Annotated in this window: 13 protein-coding genes; 8 read left to right on the forward strand and 5 right to left on the reverse strand. The window is 63.8% G+C overall.

The window, feature by feature from the left end; genetic code table 11:
• Both ACYQ6T_RS06650 and ACYQ6T_RS06655 read right to left on the reverse strand, forming a co-directional pair.
• Positions 1-1258: arsenate reductase (azurin) large subunit (locus ACYQ6T_RS06650; RefSeq protein ID WP_459829073.1), on the reverse strand; the 1258-nt coding region annotated here is incomplete at its 3' end.
• A gap of 10 nt (positions 1259-1268) precedes the next feature.
• Positions 1269-1784, reverse strand: a complete 516-nt coding sequence (locus ACYQ6T_RS06655; RefSeq protein ID WP_459829076.1) for an arsenate reductase (azurin) small subunit — start codon at positions 1782-1784, stop codon at positions 1269-1271.
• Positions 1785-2141: 357 nt separating this feature from the next.
• Between ACYQ6T_RS06655 and ACYQ6T_RS06660 the strand changes: the two genes are divergently transcribed.
• From ACYQ6T_RS06660 to ACYQ6T_RS06670, 3 genes are read left to right on the forward strand one after another with little or no spacing between them, the layout of a single operon-like run.
• Entirely contained in the window at positions 2142-3011 is an 870-nt protein-coding gene (locus ACYQ6T_RS06660; RefSeq protein WP_459829078.1) for a substrate-binding domain-containing protein, read from the forward strand.
• A gap of 2 nt (positions 3012-3013) precedes the next feature.
• Positions 3014-4459, forward strand: coding sequence for a sensor histidine kinase (locus tag ACYQ6T_RS06665; RefSeq protein ID WP_459829081.1), 1446 nt, complete (start codon positions 3014-3016; stop codon positions 4457-4459).
• Positions 4443-5804, forward strand: coding sequence for a sigma-54-dependent transcriptional regulator (locus ACYQ6T_RS06670; RefSeq protein WP_459829084.1), 1362 nt, complete (start codon positions 4443-4445; stop codon positions 5802-5804). Before ACYQ6T_RS06665 ends, ACYQ6T_RS06670 begins: the two co-directional genes overlap by 17 nt.
• 32 nt (positions 5805-5836) lie before the next feature.
• Here ACYQ6T_RS06670 and ppsA read toward each other — a convergent pair whose 3' ends face one another.
• On the reverse strand, positions 5837-8200 hold the full coding sequence (gene ppsA / locus ACYQ6T_RS06675; RefSeq protein ID WP_459829087.1) for a phosphoenolpyruvate synthase: 2364 nt from the start codon (positions 8198-8200) through the stop codon (positions 5837-5839).
• A gap of 98 nt (positions 8201-8298) precedes the next feature.
• Between ppsA and ppsR the strand changes: the two genes are divergently transcribed.
• The 4 genes from ppsR (at position 8299) to ACYQ6T_RS06695 (ending at position 13826) form a co-directional block, all read left to right on the forward strand.
• Positions 8299-9138, forward strand: a complete 840-nt coding sequence (ppsR, locus tag ACYQ6T_RS06680; protein ID WP_459829161.1) for a posphoenolpyruvate synthetase regulatory kinase/phosphorylase PpsR — start codon at positions 8299-8301, stop codon at positions 9136-9138.
• A gap of 13 nt (positions 9139-9151) precedes the next feature.
• A complete protein-coding gene (locus ACYQ6T_RS06685; protein WP_459829090.1) occupies positions 9152-10360 on the forward strand; it encodes a DUF2863 family protein in 1209 nt (402 codons plus the stop codon).
• A 30-nt stretch (positions 10361-10390) separates the two neighbouring features.
• The gene (locus ACYQ6T_RS06690; protein ID WP_459829093.1) at positions 10391-12793 is read left to right on the forward strand and encodes a DNA internalization-related competence protein ComEC/Rec2; all 2403 of its coding nucleotides are present in this window, start codon (positions 10391-10393) and stop codon (positions 12791-12793) included.
• Between the two features lie 67 nt (positions 12794-12860).
• Complete coding sequence (locus tag ACYQ6T_RS06695; RefSeq protein ID WP_459829095.1) at positions 12861-13826, forward strand: alpha/beta fold hydrolase; 966 nt, start codon at positions 12861-12863, stop codon at positions 13824-13826.
• Here ACYQ6T_RS06695 and lolD read toward each other — a convergent pair.
• Complete coding sequence (gene lolD, locus ACYQ6T_RS06700; RefSeq protein WP_459829098.1) at positions 13804-14541, reverse strand: lipoprotein-releasing ABC transporter ATP-binding protein LolD; 738 nt, start codon at positions 14539-14541, stop codon at positions 13804-13806. The two genes, ACYQ6T_RS06695 and lolD, sit on opposite strands and share 23 nt — an antisense overlap.
• On the reverse strand, positions 14534-15781 hold the full coding sequence (locus tag ACYQ6T_RS06705) for a lipoprotein-releasing ABC transporter permease subunit (protein WP_459829101.1): 1248 nt from the start codon (positions 15779-15781) through the stop codon (positions 14534-14536). Before ACYQ6T_RS06705 ends, lolD begins: the two co-directional genes overlap by 8 nt.
• Positions 15782-15811: 30 nt before the next feature.
• Here ACYQ6T_RS06705 and ACYQ6T_RS06710 point away from each other — a divergent pair, with 30 nt between their 5' ends.
• Positions 15812-16849: a hypothetical protein gene (locus ACYQ6T_RS06710; protein WP_459829104.1), complete on the forward strand. Its 1038-nt coding sequence runs from the start codon at positions 15812-15814 to the stop codon at positions 16847-16849.
• Positions 16850-16852 lie beyond the last annotated feature (3 nt).

Consider the following 16852-nt stretch of genomic DNA (forward strand, 5'->3'; position numbering starts at 1 on the left):
CGCAGCCAGTGCCCCGGCGGCCGACGTTGTGGGTGGCGATCACGAGATCGAGCAGCGCCGACTGGATGAGGTAGTTGTCATTACCCCAGATGATGCCCTTTTCGTAGGTGTGGCAAGTCCGCTTCAACATGCCCGGTGCCTTGGGCTTGTAGGCCCATTCAGCATACTGCTTGATCTTTTCCACCGGCACGCCGGTGATCCGGCTCGCTTCTTCAAGGCTCATGCGGTTGGCTTTCACCACTTCCTCAAAACCGGTGGTATGTTGGGCGATGAAGTCGCGGTCGATCCAACCTTGCTCCACCACATAGGTGAACACGCCATTGAAGAGCGCGATGTCGGTACCCGGCTCGATCTCCAAGTGCAGGATGCGGTCTTTGCCGACCGCCGTTTCCAGAATGGTGAGGGTCGGTGTGCGACGCGGATCGATGAAGACGATGCGGGTATCGAGCATCGGCTCATCCTTGTCGAAAAAGGACTTTTTCTTGTCGCGCGTCGCCCCTTGCATGTTGGGCAGCAGGTGAGCGAGGAAATAGTTGGTTTGGGTTTCGTACTGGTTCGCACCAATCGAGACGATGCAGTCGGCGATTTCTGTGTCTTCATAGGAGTTATTGAGCTCGCCGATACCCATATCCCGCGTGGCATGGCACTCCGAGTTATAGGCAGGCCGGTTGTGGATGCGCACGAAGGGGGTCTGGAACGCCGAGAACAGCAGCTTGCCGGTACCCCAGGTGTTCTCGAAGCCGCCTCCAGCGCCCCCATGGTCGAAAATGTTGAATCCGATCCACTCCGGCCCTTCCCGGTCAAGAACTGCCTTGTGCACTCCGGCATAGATGGCAAGCGCCTTTTCCCATGTGGTATCCAACCACTGGTCACCCGTATGCAACTTGGGATAAGCCAACCGTTCTTTGGTGAGCCCCTCCGGCTGGTACATGTAGGAGGCCATCTTGCCACCACGCGTGGAGGAAAGCCCCTGGTTCACTACACACTCGCGGTCCGGCACGATCATGATGTTGTAACGCTTCCCGTCACGATCGGTGATGACGTTGGTCATTGCCGGCGTGAGGGTTGCTGCAAGGGGGGGCAACTGTTTGCGAAAATCGAGCCCAAGGGCGTTTTGATGCGGCGCGCGCCCGCCCTCCTCGTTCTCTGGCCATTTGTACACGTGGTAGCCGCAACCCACGATGCAGAAATGACAGGTCATGTTGGTTTTCTGGGCAGTCACCGGTGGCAAAACGATTCGATCAGCGTGAAGACTCATGTTCCTCTCCTTACAGGACGTTAGCTTGACGGCCGTAGATGAGACCTTCGACCGCTACAGCAGTGACCGTGTCCGACTTGGCGTCATAGTGGAGCACAACGCGCGGCAAATTTTCCGTTGCCTGACCGCACACCATCTGTCCGCCCATTTCGGCGTCGAACACACTGTAGTGGCACCCACAACGGAAGGTGCGGGTAGCCGTGTCATACGCAAGGGGGCAGCCCATGTGGGTGCACAGCGTGCTGTATGCGACGATGTCTTTATCCGGCCCGACCCCGCCCGGCACAGGATGTCCCACTTTAACCAGCGTGCAAGGGGAATCGCCATCGGGATAGTTGAAGGTGACGGGTTGATTCTCACGCAGCTCCTTCCCCTTGGCGACCACTTTTTGGGGATAAGGGAGGGTGACACGGCCCACTTCGGCACGTTCCGCTGCTCCAGCCGTGGGCGCCACGACGGTAGCGACACTGCCCGCTGCCGCGGCACCTCCGAGCTTGAGAAAAGTCCTCCGGGTAATTTGAGTCATGGGTCATTTCCTTTCACGTCAAAAGCTCATCAAAGAGCTATCCCGTTTCAGAGCCTCACAGCCCCCCACTCGAAGGGGGGTGGTGTAGAGGTGCGGACGACTGCACCACTCTTTTCTAAGCAAGGTTTGTGCCAAGTTCCGACGGAGTGACCGAAGAGGGCTGCGGGAAAGGAGATGGGCCTTCTCCTTGATCGTCCCAAGGGGGCGTGTTGTTACCGGGAGGTAACACCTAGCCGATTTGCTGCGCTGCACGATGTTACCTTTTGGTAACAGAGGCGAAAGAGGGCTCTTGACAAAAAGGGGGGAAACCCATTACAAACGAACCCCGCAATATCCTTTTCGCTGAGCCGGAGGTCTGTGACACCCCCCTCCCCCCTTCGCTCTCGCCGCCTCTTCCTGCGCACGGCCGTCGCCCTTGCAGCGGCGCCCGCGTTTGCGGTTCGTGCCGATCTCGAACCACTGCGCATCGGCATCACCCCCGTTTTTCTCGACGACCAGGTGAGCTTTCTCACCCGGTGGCGGAGGTGGTTCGAAGAACGGCTCGAGCGCCCTGTTCACTTTGTCCAACGGGGAAGCTACCGCGAAGTGGTCGATCTTCTTTTAGGGGGGAAACTCGATTTTGCCTGGATTTGCGGTTACCCCTATGTCCGCTATCGCCACGTGTTGCGTCTGGTGGCGGTTCCGTTGTGGCGCGGGCAGCCCCTTTACCAGTCCTACCTCATTGTCCCTGCCGACGATCGGAAAACCACCTCCATCATCGAGTTGCGGGGCAAGGTCTTTGCCTATTCCGATCCCGACTCCAATTCCGGCTACCTCTACCCGCAATACCTCCTCACCCTCCACGGCGAAAACCCCGTCACCTTCTTTTCTCGGACCTTCTACACCTGGGCTCACCGCAAGGTGATCGAAGCGGTGGGGGTGGGTCTTGCCGATGGCGGGGCGGTCGATGGGTACGTTTGGGAGACACTCGCCGAATTCCATCCCCAAATTACCGCAGCGACCCGCATCTTCGCCCGATCGCCCGACCTCGGGCACCCCCCCTTTGTCGCACGGCGGGATCTCGGTCAAGCGGAGCTGGAGCAGTTTCAGTCGCTACTCTTCACGATGGCCACTGACCCGGAAGGGGCGTCGCTCCTTCGCCTCATGCGGCTCGACGGCTTTGCCGCCGGCGAGCCGTCCCTCTACGACGCCATCGCGGAGATGGCCGAACAGACCGGACGGTTGTAGCGGTGTTCGCCGATCTCTCCTTGCGCTGGAAGATCCCCTTGCGGGTGATGGCGGCGGTGGTGGGCACCGCGCTCGCGGTGACCGCAGCGCTCGTGGCGCGCGAATATGACGAGATGCGGCGCAACCTCGACGCCCACGCCAAGAGCCTTGCGCGCGTCTTGGCCAACACGCTGGTCACGCCGGTGCTCCACGACGACATCTGGCGGGCATTTGAGATTCTACAGTCGGCGCGCGATTCGGCGTCGATCGCGCCAGAACTCCAGGCAGACGTTCTGCTGGTTACCGACAACGAGTTTCGCGTCTTTGTCTCGACCCGCCCGCGCGATTTTCCGATTGGCAGCAGCCCAGCGAGCCAAGGGGGGGCGTTGGCGCGTCTGCGCGCAGCTTTCGTTGAGGGCAAAGCCAATGAGCAGCAGGTGGTGGAACCGGCCGACTCGACCAACTACTTCATCATGTCTCCCCTTGTGGCCGACGGCATTCCCCTGGGTTACGTGATTCTGGGCTATTCGAAAGTCTCATTTCTGCCCCGCTTTCTCGGCCTCGTCGGGCGGGCGGTTCTGGTGACCTTTGTGGTGCTTGCGATCATCATGCCGATCTCCTGGGTCTGGGCGCGGCGCACGGGGGAACCCCTTTTGGCGTTGGCCGATGCGATGCGCTTGATCCCGGCGCAGCTCGAATCGGCGCAATTGGCGACACTCCCCAAGAGCCGCGACGAGATCGGCCAGCTTGCCGAAGCATTTCGCCGCATGGTCGAAGAGCTCAAAGTCAAAGAGGAACTCGAAAAGCAGATGATCGTCTCGGAGCGCCTGGCGGCCGTGGGGCGCCTCGCTGCGGCGATCGCGCACGAGATCAACAACCCGCTCGGTGGGATGCTCACCGCGGTCAAAACCTACCAGCGCCACGGGAGCGCCGATCCGGTTGCCCATCAGACCCTTTCGCTGCTTGAGCGGGGGTTGATGCAGATCCGCCAGACCGTCTCGGCGCTCTTGGTCGAAACAAAGACCGAGGACCGCCCCTTTGAACCCGCCGATATCGACGATCTTCTGATCCTTGTCGAATCAGAAGCGCATCTGCGCTCGGTAGCGGTGCTGCGGGAGGGCGCTCTGGCAACGCCCATCCCGCTTCCGGCCACCCTGATCCGGCAGATTCTGCTCAATCTCCTCCTCAACGCCGTGGCCGCCGCAGACGAGGGGGGCAAAGTCCAACTCACCGTCGCTGCGCGCGACGGGCGCCTTCACTTGGCGGTCTGTAACGACGGTGCCCACATCCCGGAGGAGCGAATGGCCTACCTCTTCGAACCCTTCGCAACCGGCCGCCCGCAGGGCCACGGCCTGGGTCTGTGGATTGTCTATCAGATCGTTCAGCAACTGAACGGCGGTCTGACCGTCGAGAGCGAACCGGGTTGCACCATCTTTACCGTCGAGATCCCCTATGTCGAACCGATCTGAAGCGCATTTCCGCATCTGTCTCATCGAAGACGACGCGATTATGGGCGAATCGCTCGTGCAGCTTTTTCTGTTCGAAGGTTTTGCCGTCGACTGGTGGCGCACCGCGGCGGAGGCGCGCGCTGCCCTGGAACGGCAACGCTACGCGGTAGTAGTGAGCGACATTCGTCTGCCTGACCAGAGCGGCGGAGATCTTTTCCGCGATCTGGTCGAAGAGGAGCATCACCTCCCCCCTTTTCTCTTCATGACCGCCTACGGGACGATCGATCAGGCGGTCGAGCTCCTCAAAGCAGGGGCCGCCGACTACATCACGAAACCCTTTGACGTCGACCTGTTGATCGCGAAAGTACGGGGTCTTGCCGAGCGGTACGGTTTCGGGTGCGAGGCAGAAGAGGATGCGCTCGGTGTCTCACCTGCGATGCGCCGCGTTGCTGAGCAGCTCCCGCGCCTTGCGCGCCACGTGCAGACGCTCCTCATTACCGGTGAGTCGGGTTCGGGCAAAGAGCATGTCGCCCGCCTCTTTCACCGCTTTGCCGTGGGCGAGAAAGGGGAATTTGTCGCGGTCAATTGTGCGTCGATTCCCGAGTCACTGATGGAAGCCGAGCTTTTCGGTTATGAGAAGGGGGCTTTTACCGGCGCAGTCAAGGCGAAGCGAGGATTGATCGAACTGGCCCATCAGGGTACGCTCTTTCTCGACGAGATCGGCGAGATGCCGCTCGCGATGCAGGCGAAGCTCCTTCGGGTGCTGCAAGATCGACAATTTACCCGGCTCGGGGGTGAGAAACCTCAGACGAGCGATTTTCGCCTCGTTTGCGCCACCCACCGCGATTTGAAGGCGATGGTCGAAAGGGGGGAGTTTCGCGAGGATCTCTACTACCGCATCCACGTGATCCATCTGCGCATTCCGCCCCTGCGCGAACGGCCGGAAGATATCCGGTGGCTTTTGCACCGCTTTATCGAAGCGTTCAACCGCGACCACCCCGAAGAGAAGCGCCGAATCGATCCCCGCACCGAAGAGCTGCTCCTGAGCTACCCGTGGCCCGGCAATGTCCGGGAGCTCAAACATGCAGTGGAACGCGCCTGTATCCTCTCCCCCGGTCCGTTACTCAGCCCCGAAGCTTTCTTCGATGACGCAGATGCTAACCTTGCGGCAACTGCCCACGGTGAAAACCTCCCCGCGACGTCGCTCGCCGAATATCTGATGGCGTGCGAACGGGACTATCTGCTCGTGACGCTCAAGCGCTACGACAGCCACATGACCCGCGCCGCCGAAGCGCTTGGCATCACCCGCAAGACGCTCTGGGAGAAACTGCGCCGCCTGGGGGTAAGCACGCGGGAGGAGCCGTAAGCGGCCCCTCCTTCGCGGGGCACCCCTACCGCCTACCCTTTACGGTGTGCAGCAAGCCGCAGCCAGGTGTCGACGACGGTGTCGGGGTTGAGCGAGATCGTCTGAATGCCGCGATCCATCAGCCATTCGGCAAAGTCGGGATGGTCCGACGGCCCTTGGCCACAGATGCCGACATACTTCCCGAGCTTGTTGCAAGCGTCGATCGCCATCCCTAAGAGGATCCGCACCGCCGGATCGCGCTCGTCGAACGATTCGGCCACCAACCCGGAGTCGCGGTCGAGCCCCAGGGTAAGCTGCGTGAGGTCGTTCGAACCGATCGAGAAGCCATCGAAGTGGTTGAGGAACTCCTCGGCGAGGAGCGCGTTACTCGGCACCTCGCACATCATGATCACCTCAAGGCCATTCTCGCCACGAACCAGGCCATTGGCGGCAAGCAGCTTCAGAACCCGTTCGCCCTCTTTCACGGTACGGACAAAGGGGACCATGATCTTGACGTTGGTAAGCCCCAAGACGTCCCGCACCTTCTTGAGCGCCTCGCACTCCATCTCGAAGCAGTCGCGGAAACTCGGGGCGATGTAGCGCGCCGCACCCCGGAAGCCGAGCATCGGGTTCTCCTCTTCCGGTTCGTAGATTTCACCAGCGAGGAGCTTGCGGTACTCGTTCGATTTGAAGTCCGAAAGGCGTACGATCACCGGATTAGGATAGAACGCTGCGGCAATCGTCGCCACCCCTTCGGTGAGCTTCTCGACGAAGAAGGCGCGCGGGCTCTCGTAGCCGCGGGCGCGCCGTTCGATCTCCTCGCGGATCGACGCAGGAACGCGGTCGATTTCGAGAATCGCCCGCGGGTGGATCCCGATCACGTTGTTGATCACAAACTCGATCCGCGCCAAACCCACGCCGGCGTTCGGAATCTGGCCGAATTCGAACGCGAGTTCCGGGTTACCGACGTTCATCATGATTTTCACCGGCAGATCCGGAAGCTCCCCGAGGTCGGTCCGCTGCACCTCGAAGGCGAGTTCGCCGCGGTAGACGTAACCGGTATCCCCCTCCGCACACGAGACGGTGACCGTTTCACCGTCCTTCAACACCTCGGTGGCGTCGCCACAACCGACGATCGCCGGAACACCCAGTTCGCGCGCGATGATCGCCGCGTGGCAGGTGCGCCCCCCCCGGTTGGTGATGATCGCCGCGGCGCGCTTCATCACCGGCTCCCAGTTGGGGTCGGTCATGTCGGTGACGAGCACGTCGCCTGGCTGGACTTTATCGATTTCGTGGATCGAATGGACGACGCGCACTTTGCCCACCGCAACTTTTTGGCCAATCGCCCGCCCCTGGACAACGGGTTTGCCATGTTGCTTCAGGCGATACTTTTCGAGCACGCGGCCGCTCTCTTGCGATTTCACCGTTTCGGGCCGCGCCTGAAGGATGTAGATCTTGCCGTCGATCCCGTCTTTGCCCCACTCGATATCCATCGGCCGACCGTAGTGTTGCTCGATGATGAGCGCGTAGCGGGCAAGTTCCAGAATCTCTTCGTCGCGGAGCGAAAAGCGGTTGCGCTCCTCTGGCGTCGTCTCGACCTCCTTCACCCGCCCCGGCTCACCCGGAGCGGTAAAGACCATTTTGACCATTTTGGAGCCGAGTGAGCGGCGGATGATCGCCGGTTTCCCCTGAGCGAGCGTCGGCTTATGGACGTAGAACTCGTCGGGGTTCACCGCCCCTTGCACCACCATCTCGCCCAGACCGTAGGAGGCGGTGATGAAGACGACGTCGCGGAAGCCCGACTCGGTATCGAGTGTGAACATCACGCCAGAGGCGCCGACGTCGGAGCGCACCATCCGCTGCACCCCGGCAGAGAGGGCCACTTCGGCGTGGCGAAATCCCTTGTGCACCCGGTAGGCGATCGCGCGATCGTTGTAGAGGGACGCGAAGACCTCTTTGATCGCGTGAAGGATGTTCTCGATGCCGCTGACGTTGAGCAGCGTCTCCTGCTGACCGGCAAACGAGGCGTCGGGGAGATCTTCGGCGGTTGCCGACGAGCGAACGGCGAAGCTCCCCTCCCCGTCACGGGTGATCTCGGCGTAAGCGGCGCGAATCTGCGCTTCCAGCTCAGCGGGGAATGGCGCCTCCATCATCATCTGCCGGATCGCTGCGCCGGTTTGGGCGAGCTGAACGACGTCGTCGACGTTGAGCCCTTCGAGCAGATCGTAGATTTTCTGGCGCAACCCGTTGTCGTCGAGGAATCGCCAGAAGGCTTCGGCGGTCGTGGCGAAACCATCCGGCACGCGGACACTGTCAGGCAACTGGCTGATCATTTCACCCAGCGACGCGTTCTTGCCACCGACTTGGGCCACATCGGACATGCGCAACTCGCGCAATGGGATCACGTAACGGGTCATGCCAATACTCCCTGGAGGATCGGATAAAATAACACACCGTTATTCTAATGGCTTTGGCCGCGTTTTTACCCCCCTTTACTGCCGCTCAGGAAAACTTCATGCCGATTCTGCGCAAACGCCACGTCTTCTACGTCTCCGACGGCACGGGTGTCACAGCGGAGATGCTGGGCGAGAGCCTCCTTGCGCAATTTCCCGATCTCGACTACGAGGTGGTCCGGGCCCCCTTTATCGACTCGGAGCAGAAAGCGAGCGAACTCGTCGGCAAAATCGACCGCATCGCCCAGGAGAGTGGTTACCGACCGGTCGTCTTCTCCACGCTCGTCAAACCGGAGGTGCTGGCGGTGATCCGCACCAGTTCCGCGCGGGTGCTCGACCTCTTTGGCGCCTTCATCGAGCCGCTCGAACGCGAGTTCGGCCAAGAGAGCACCCACACGGTGGGGCGTTTCCACGGCATACGCGACAACCACGGCTACCACCGCCGGATTGAGGCGATCAACTTCGCGCTCGCGCACGACGACGGCATCACGCAAGATCACACCCTGATCGACGCCGACATCATTCTGGTCGGCGTCTCCCGCTCAGGGAAGACCCCAACCAGCCTCTACCTCGCGATGACCTATGCGATCAAAGCGGCCAACTACCCGCTGATTCCCGAGGATCTGGAACGGATGCGCCTCCCCGAGGCACTTCGCCCCCACCGCAAAAAGCTCTTTGGGCTGACGATCGCCCCCGAGCGGCTCGCGCAGATTCGCGCGGAACGTCGCCCCAACAGCGACTACGCCTCTTTGGAAAACTGTCGCAGAGAGGTGGAGCGCGCTTTGGAACTGATGCGGCGCGAAGGGATTCCGTGGCTCGACACCACGACCAAGTCGATCGAAGAGATCGCCGCTGTGGTGATGCTCCACCTGGAGAAACTTCGCCGCTACGCGGATCTGTAAGGAGAAAAAACCGATGAGCAAGAAACCGTCGCAACCGAAAAAACGGCGTAACCACCCAAGCGCAATGGCCCCGAGCGCTGAACACCTCTGCTGGCTCGCGCACGGACTCTCCCGTTCGGGAAGCCGCGTCGAAGACCGCTGGTGGGAGACCCACCTCGAGGCGGCGGTGCGGCAGCTCCTTGCCGAGGGCAACGACGAGGTGCTCAAGCAAGCGCTCGAACACCTCTACCGGAGCGACGAACCGGCCTACGGCGAACTCCTCGACGCGGTGGAGAGCGAAAGCGAGGTGTTCCGTAGCGAACACGAAACGCTGCTCCTCGTCGCCGCGCCGGTGCTCGCCTGGTCCCGCTTTTCGGTGCCAGCGAAAACGGTTCCCCCTGCGGCCCTGGAGCACCTGCGCACCGCGCTTGCGACCAACGTCTTTGCGCCGGGCGTGCGCTTTGCGATCGCCAACCACCTCTTCAGCCCCGATCAGCTTCCCGAGAGCTACCTCCTCACCCATCGATTCCTCCAAGGGATGCAGGAGGCGGCGCGCAAAAACGAGGACTACGCGATCGACGCGAGCCGCCTCAACGAGACGATGGTCTTCCTCTCCGACATCCGTTATCTCCTGATTGCAGCAGCGATCCCCAAAGGGGAGGCGATCTTTCGCTGGCACCTGCCGGAAGGGGAGCGGGGCCAGTCGTTCGACGCCTGGCGCAAACGGGCGGTTCCGGTCTTCGAGCGGCTGCTTGTCGGCTGCGGCATCGAGTTACAACCCCCAGACGCCTTCTTCACGGCAAGCCGCGAAGCGAACCGCCAGTCGCGCCTCTTTGCGATCTATGCCGCGGTCGCCTTTCTCGCCACCGAATACGACATCGCCAGTAGCCGCTTGCGCGCGGTGATCGCCCCATGCGAAGGAGATGGCGAGTTTGAGTTCCGCATCAGCCTCTGCCTCAAACCGAGCGGGGAGGTGGTCCACGGCGTACCGTGGCCGCTGATTGGCACCGACGAGAACGAAGAGGAGACGGTGGAGCAGATTGTCGCGACCCTGCGTGACTGCGGCGTCACCGATACGCTCGTTTTGCGTCGCACCCTCCCGATGGAATTCTGCGAAGATTGCGGTGCGCCGCTCTTCCCCAACGCGCAAGGGGAGCTCGTTCACGCCGAAATACCGGGGGAAAACCGCTCGAGCGACGAGCCGTTCGACCACACCACCCCACCACCCCGCTACCTCCACTGACCGGGGCTTCATCTTCTCCACGAGAAGAAAATGATGCCAGTTGTGCCCACCGCTCTGGGGATTCTCCTTGGGGCGGTGCTCTGGCACCACACCCCGGCGCTGCCGCAAGCAAGCGTCACCTGGGTGGCGTGCGGGGCGGGACTGCTCCTTTTCTGGCTGGGGTGGGGTAGGAGCAGCGGGCGGCAGATCCTCCTCTTCCTTGGCGCGACGCTTCTCTCTTGGGGAAGCGCCGCGGAGCGCAGCCGCGATGATCTTCGCCAACCCCTTCCCTGGACGCTCTTCACTACCCCGTCAGTCGCGGTGACGCTCACCGTTGTCGACCGCATCCCCTTGGCGGGAGCGAGCGAATCGATCGTCGCGCGTCTCGAGCATGGTCCCTGGAACGCCAAGGTGCGGCTGGCCGTTCCCGAAGGGGTGGGAAACCGTTGGCTCCCCGGTGAGCGCTACGCCGCCTCGGTGCACCTTCGGCCGGTTCGTGCCACCATCAACCCCGGAACGTTTGACCGCGAATGGTGGGCCTTTCGGAACGGAATCGCCGCGTCGGGCCGCGTGGTGGAAGCGCAGCCGCTCGGTCTTACCCCCGATCGTCTCCTTGCGTTCGCCCGCCTGCGCGCCCACCTCGCCGAACGGCTCGACGCCGTTGCCCCGCGCCACGGGGCGTGGTTGCGGGCGCTCGCGCTCGGGGACCGCTCGAGCTTCGACGACGAAACGTGGCAACGGGTGCAACGGACCGGCACCGCGCACCTGATCGCGATCTCCGGGATGCACGTCGCGCTCGTCGCGTGGCTCATCGGCGGCTTGGTGCAGCGGTTCGCGCGCCGCTTTCCGCAGTTGACGCTCCACTTCCCCGCGCCGCGGCTCGGTTGGGCGGCGGCAATCGCGGTCGCGTGGAGTTACGCGGCGCTTGCCGGTCTCGGAATCCCCGCGGTACGCGCGGCGTTGATGCTCACGCTCGCCGGGCTCTCGTCGCTCGTTGCGCGGCGTCTCCCCACTCCAAGTCTTCTACTCCTCACGCTCGCAGTGGTGCTCCTCTGGGATCCGTGGGCAGTGGGGGACGCGGGATTCTGGCTCTCCTTTGCCGCAGTCGCGATCCTCCTTGCGCTCGGCGGCGGGCTCGGCGAGCGCATCCAGAGCGATCTCCATGAGACCCGACAAGGGTCGCTGCGCGCGATCCTGAAGCGGCTTCGCGATGCGCTTCACCCCTTTTTCACTGTGCAAGGGACGATGACGCTCGCGCTCGTGCCGATTACCCTCCTCTTTTTTGGCCAAGCAGCGCTCTTCGGCGCAATCGCGAACTTCGTCGCGATCCCGCTTGTCGCCTATCTCGCGACACCCCTTGCGCTGCTTCTCCTCGTTGCGCCGCTCGCGCCCCTTGGCCAGCTCTTCGATGCGCTGATCGACCGGACGCTTGCCGTGCTCGCCTGGGCGGAGCAGCTCCCGCTTGCCACAGCGAGCGCGCCGCAACTCCCCCTCTGGGTCTGGCTGGTTGCACTCGTCGCGCTCCTTGCCGCGCTGCTGCTGCCCAAGGGGTTGGCGGTGCGGCTGCTCGCGTTGCCTGCACTCCTCCTTCTTTTTGCTGCGACCCCCGATCGGCCCCATGAAGGAGCGGCGTGGGTGACGCTCCTCGACGTCGGCCAGGGGCAGGCGATCTTGGTGACCACCTCGCGCCACACCCTCCTCTACGACGCGGGACCGGCTTGGGGGCGGTCCGACAGCGGCAAAACGGTCGTTCTCCCCTATTTGCGCTACACCGGGGTGAAGCGGCTCGACGGGGTGGTCCTCTCCCATTTCGACAGCGACCACACCGGAGGCTTTGCGACGCTCGCCGAAGCTCTGCCGATCGGTGCCGTTTGGGTCGGAGCTGCACGGGATACAGAACCGCCAAAACCACTCACCGCGCCCCTGAGCCGCCTCCCCGTCTCAACGTGCGCGCGCGGCACCACCTGGGAGTGGGACGGTGTGCGCTTCACCCTCCTCTGGCCACCGCCCGACGCCCGACTGCGCGACGACAACGCCCACTCCTGTACGCTCCTTATCGAAAGCCGCGGCGGCAGCCGCTTTTTGGTGAGCGGCGACCTCGGCGTTCGCGAGGAGCGGCAGCTCCTCACCCTCGAGCCGAAGCTCTCCGCCGACCTCGTCGTTGCCGGCCACCACGGGAGCAGTACCTCGTCGAGCAGCGAATGGGTGCAAGCGCTCCGCCCCCAAAAGGTGGTTGTGAGCGTCGGGGCATTCAACCGCTTTGGCCACCCCCGTTGTGCGGTCGTCGACCGGTGGGAACGCAGTGGCGCGCAGCTTCTGCGGACCGACCGCGACGGTGCGATCCGGGCGGTGTTACCCGCCGATTCGCCCTCGCCAGTGGTCACCACCGCTCGGGAGAGCGCCCCGCGCTACTGGCACCGCCCCTTGCCGCCCTTTGCCGCTTGTCGCCCGTGATCGCGGTGGCCCTCTTTTCGCCCCTTTCGTGGTAAAAAGCGCTTATCTATTCCACAGGTAACCCACGATGGCACTCTGGCAATCGCTCACCGCCCTCTTCTCCCCCCGCTTTGAAAAAACCTCCGCCGCGAGCCCCTCCAAACCGATCGCTCCGGACGCTCAGGGTGACGAACCTCTCCCCGTCACGCCGCGCATCGACTCGGTCCTATGCCTCAATAGCGCCGGCACCCACCGCATGGCTTACACCGAGTGGGGCGATCCGGAAAACCCCGAGGTGGTCCTCTGCGTCCACGGGCTCACGCGCACCGGGCGCGATTTCGACGCGCTCGCGGCCCACTTGAGCAGCCGTTTCCGGGTCATTTGCCCCGACGTGGCCGGACGAGGTCTCTCCGACTGGCTCCCAGTGAAAAGCGAATATGGGCTCCCGCGCTACGTGAGCGACATGACGACGCTGATCGCGAAAATTGCCCCGCAGCGTCTCTTCTGGGTCGGCACCTCGATGGGGGGGTTGATCGGCATGACGATTGCCGCGCAACGGGCGATTCCGATCGAAAAGCTCGTCCTCAACGACGTTGGGGCGCTTCTGAGCCGCTCGGCACTGCAGCGGATCGGGGAGTATGTCGGCGCCACCCCACGCTTTGCGACCTTTCGCGAAGCCGAAGGCTACATCCGCACGATCTGCGCCCCCTTCGGCCCCCTCTCCGCCGCCGCCTGGCGCCATCTCGCCCGGCATAGCGTCCGTCAAGAGCGCGACCGGAGCTGGGTGCTCCATTACGACCCCGGCATTGCCGAGCCGTTTCGCACGCTGTTTCCCGCGCAAGATCTCCTCTTGTGGGACCTCTACGACGCGATTCCGTGCCCGACGCTCCTCCTCCGCGGGATGGAGTCAGACCTCCTCTCACCGGAGGTCGCCCGCGCGATGGCCGAGCGGGGACCGAAAGCAGCGCTCATCGAATTCCCTGGGGTGGGCCACGCGCCATCGCTGATGCGGCGCGAGGAGATCGCCGTGGTCAGCGATTTTCTCCTCGGCTGAGGTCGAAGTGCGCCGTCCCTGAAACCTCCGAACCGGCCACCTCCACGAGCCGCCCCGCGACCAAGTGGCAGCGGCGGTCGAGCCTGGCGGCAAGCAGCTCATCGTGGGTCACCACAATGAGCGCCGCGCCCCGCTCGTGGGCTTGCGCCTGGAGCAGCGCAAAGACCTGCTCGGCGTTCGCCCGGTCGAGGTTCCCCGTCGGCTCATCGGCCAAGACGCACGCCGGTTGCGTCACGAGCGCGCGGGCGATCGCCACCCGCTGCCGTTCTCCTCCGGAGAGCTCCGCTGGGCGGTGGTGGAGCCGTTCAGAGAGCCCCACCGCAGCGAGGATCTTTGCGGCCGCCTCTGCCGCAACCGTGCGCCGCTCCCGCCGAATGAGGAGCGGCATCATCACATTCTCGAGCGCCGAAAACTCTGGCAAGAGATGGTGAAACTGATAGACAAACCCGAGCGCCTGGTTGCGCAACCGCCCTTTTGCCCGCTCTGAGAGCGTCGCGAGCCGCTCGCCCAGTAACACCACCTCGCCGCTTGTCGGCCGCTCAAGCCCTGCAAGGAGATGCAGCAGCGTACTCTTCCCCGAGCCCGACACCCCGACCACCGCCACCGACTCGCCCCGCCGCACCACGAGGTCCACCCCAGCGAGCACCGTTACCACCGTCCCGGCATCCTGGTAACGCTTCACCAGCCCTTGGGCCACCACCACCGGCTCACTCATGGCGCAACGCCTCGGCCGGTTGCACATGGGCGGCGCGCCAACTCGGGTAGAGAGTCGCAACCAACGTCAACACCAACGACACCGCAACGACCAAGACCACGTCGCTTGCGAGCACCTTCGACGGCAGGTCGCTGATCAGATAGACCTCCTTGTTCCACAGCGTCGCGCCGGTCACTTTCTCCAGAAAGGCGACCACCTCAGAAACATGGTGCGCAAGCCACAGCCCCAACAGCGTCCCTGCTGCAAGGCCGATCACGCCGATTGCCGCCCCCTCGACGACGAAGATCGCCATGATCGACGCCGGCGACGCGCCGATCGTACGGAGAATTGCGATGTCGGCCTGCTTCTCCTGCACCCCCATCACCAGCGACGAAACGAGGTTGAACGCCGCGACGGCGACGATTAGAAAGAGAATGAGCGTCATCATCGTCTTTTCCAACTGAACGGCACGAAAGAAGTTGGCGTGGCGGCTCGTCCAGTCGGCAAGCCACAACCCAGCCGGCAACCGGGGGGCCCACTCCCGCACCTTCCTCGGCGCGACGAGCGGATCGGCCAACCGCACCCGGACGCCGCTCACCGCATCCCCCATGCGAAAAAAGGCCTGCGCGTCGGCAAGCGCCATCAGCACCAAGCTGGAATCGAACTCGTACATCCCGGAGTCAAAAAGCGCCGCGACGCGAAACGCGCGGATGCGCGGCTGCACCCCGGTCGGCCCCAAGAGGGCGTCGGGCGCAAGGAGCAACACCGAGTCCCCCAGATCGACCCCCAGTTGCCGCGCGAGGTCCCGCCCGATCGCAACCGCGAACGACCCCGGGGTGAGCGCCTCGAGCGACCCGGCGCGGATGAAGTCGCGCCACGCCCCCACCTCGGCCTCCCGTTGAGGGATAATGCCCCGCACCATCACCCCTTGCGCCGCCCCCGCGTGGCTGACGAGCCCCTGCCCCGTCACGAAGGGTGCGGTCGCGACCACCGCTCGATCCTCTTCAAGCCGCCGGCTCAATTGCGGCCAATCGGCGAGCCGCCCGGCGATCCCCGTCACTTCGACGTGCGACGCCACCCCGAGAATCCGGGCGCGCAACTCCTCTTGAAAACCGTTCATCACCGAAAGCACCACGATCAACACCGCCACTCCGAGCATCATCCCGAGCATCGAAGTCGCGGCGATGAACGAGACAAATCCCCCTTTTCCGTGACGCTGGCTACGAACGTAGCGCCAGCCAATCCACCACTCAAACGGCAACGCACTCCCCTTTCCGGTAAGATAACGGTTATGGAGCTGATTCTACCTGGTGCACTCTGGCCCAACCCCAACGCCCACACTTTTGCCCCGCTCGACCACCACCCGACCCTCGCCCGCTGGCTGGGGAGAAGCACCCTGCAGCCGATTGCCCAATCGTACCAGGAAATCCTCGTCGCCCGCCTCGGCGCACCCTTGCTACCGGTCGCGCAGCTGCGCTGGCGGGGCGAAATGGGTCCGCAAGCCTCTTCGCCTCAAACAGCTGCCCCCTCTTTGCCGCTCCTTTGCGCCGATCCGGTCCATCTGATGCTCGCGCGCGACCGCCTCGTCGTCACCGAACTGGGCGAAACCGCACCGACGCTTGCTGAGGCCGAGGCGCTTGCGCGCGCGGTGACCGAGATCGTACGCGAGGAGTGGCCCTCGGCGGCACTCTCAGTGGTCACCCCTACCCGCTGGTATCTCACCGGCATTCCGGAAGCGGCGCTGCGCGACACCCACTTCGTCCCCTTGGCGGAAGCGTCGAGTCGCCCTTTTGCTGAAGTCACGCCGTACGGCGGTGAGGCGCGCGCGTGGTTGCGGCGCATGAACGAGTGGCAGGTGGCGCTCACCCACCACCCGGTGAACCGCGCGCGGGAGGCGCGGGGGCTTCCCACCGTCAACGCTCTCTGGCTGTGGGGCGAATCGCCCCTCCCGGCGCCGCCCACCCCTGCGCCCGGCGAAAAGAGGCCGAGCGAGAGACCCACGGTGCTGATCAGTGACCCCAGCGACCCGATGCTGCGCGGCTGGCTGATGAGCCTAGAGATCCCCTGGAGTGCCACCGAAGCATGGCCGGACGATCACCCAACGCCCCCGACGCTCCTTATCCTCGACGCGCTTGCCGAACCGGCGCGCCGTCTCGACCTCGCTCAGTGGCAAGAGGCGCTCGCTCGCCTCGAACGCCATTGGTTCGCTCGCCTCGCCACTCCCGTGCGCCAGATAACCCTCGCTGCCGCGCGCGCGAGCGTCGCCGCGACGCCCCGCTGGTGGCGCCGGTGGGCCAAAGCACGGCCGCTCGACGCGCTGGAGGTGTGACCC

The sequence above is a fragment of the Hydrogenophilus islandicus genome, assembly GCF_054657095.1.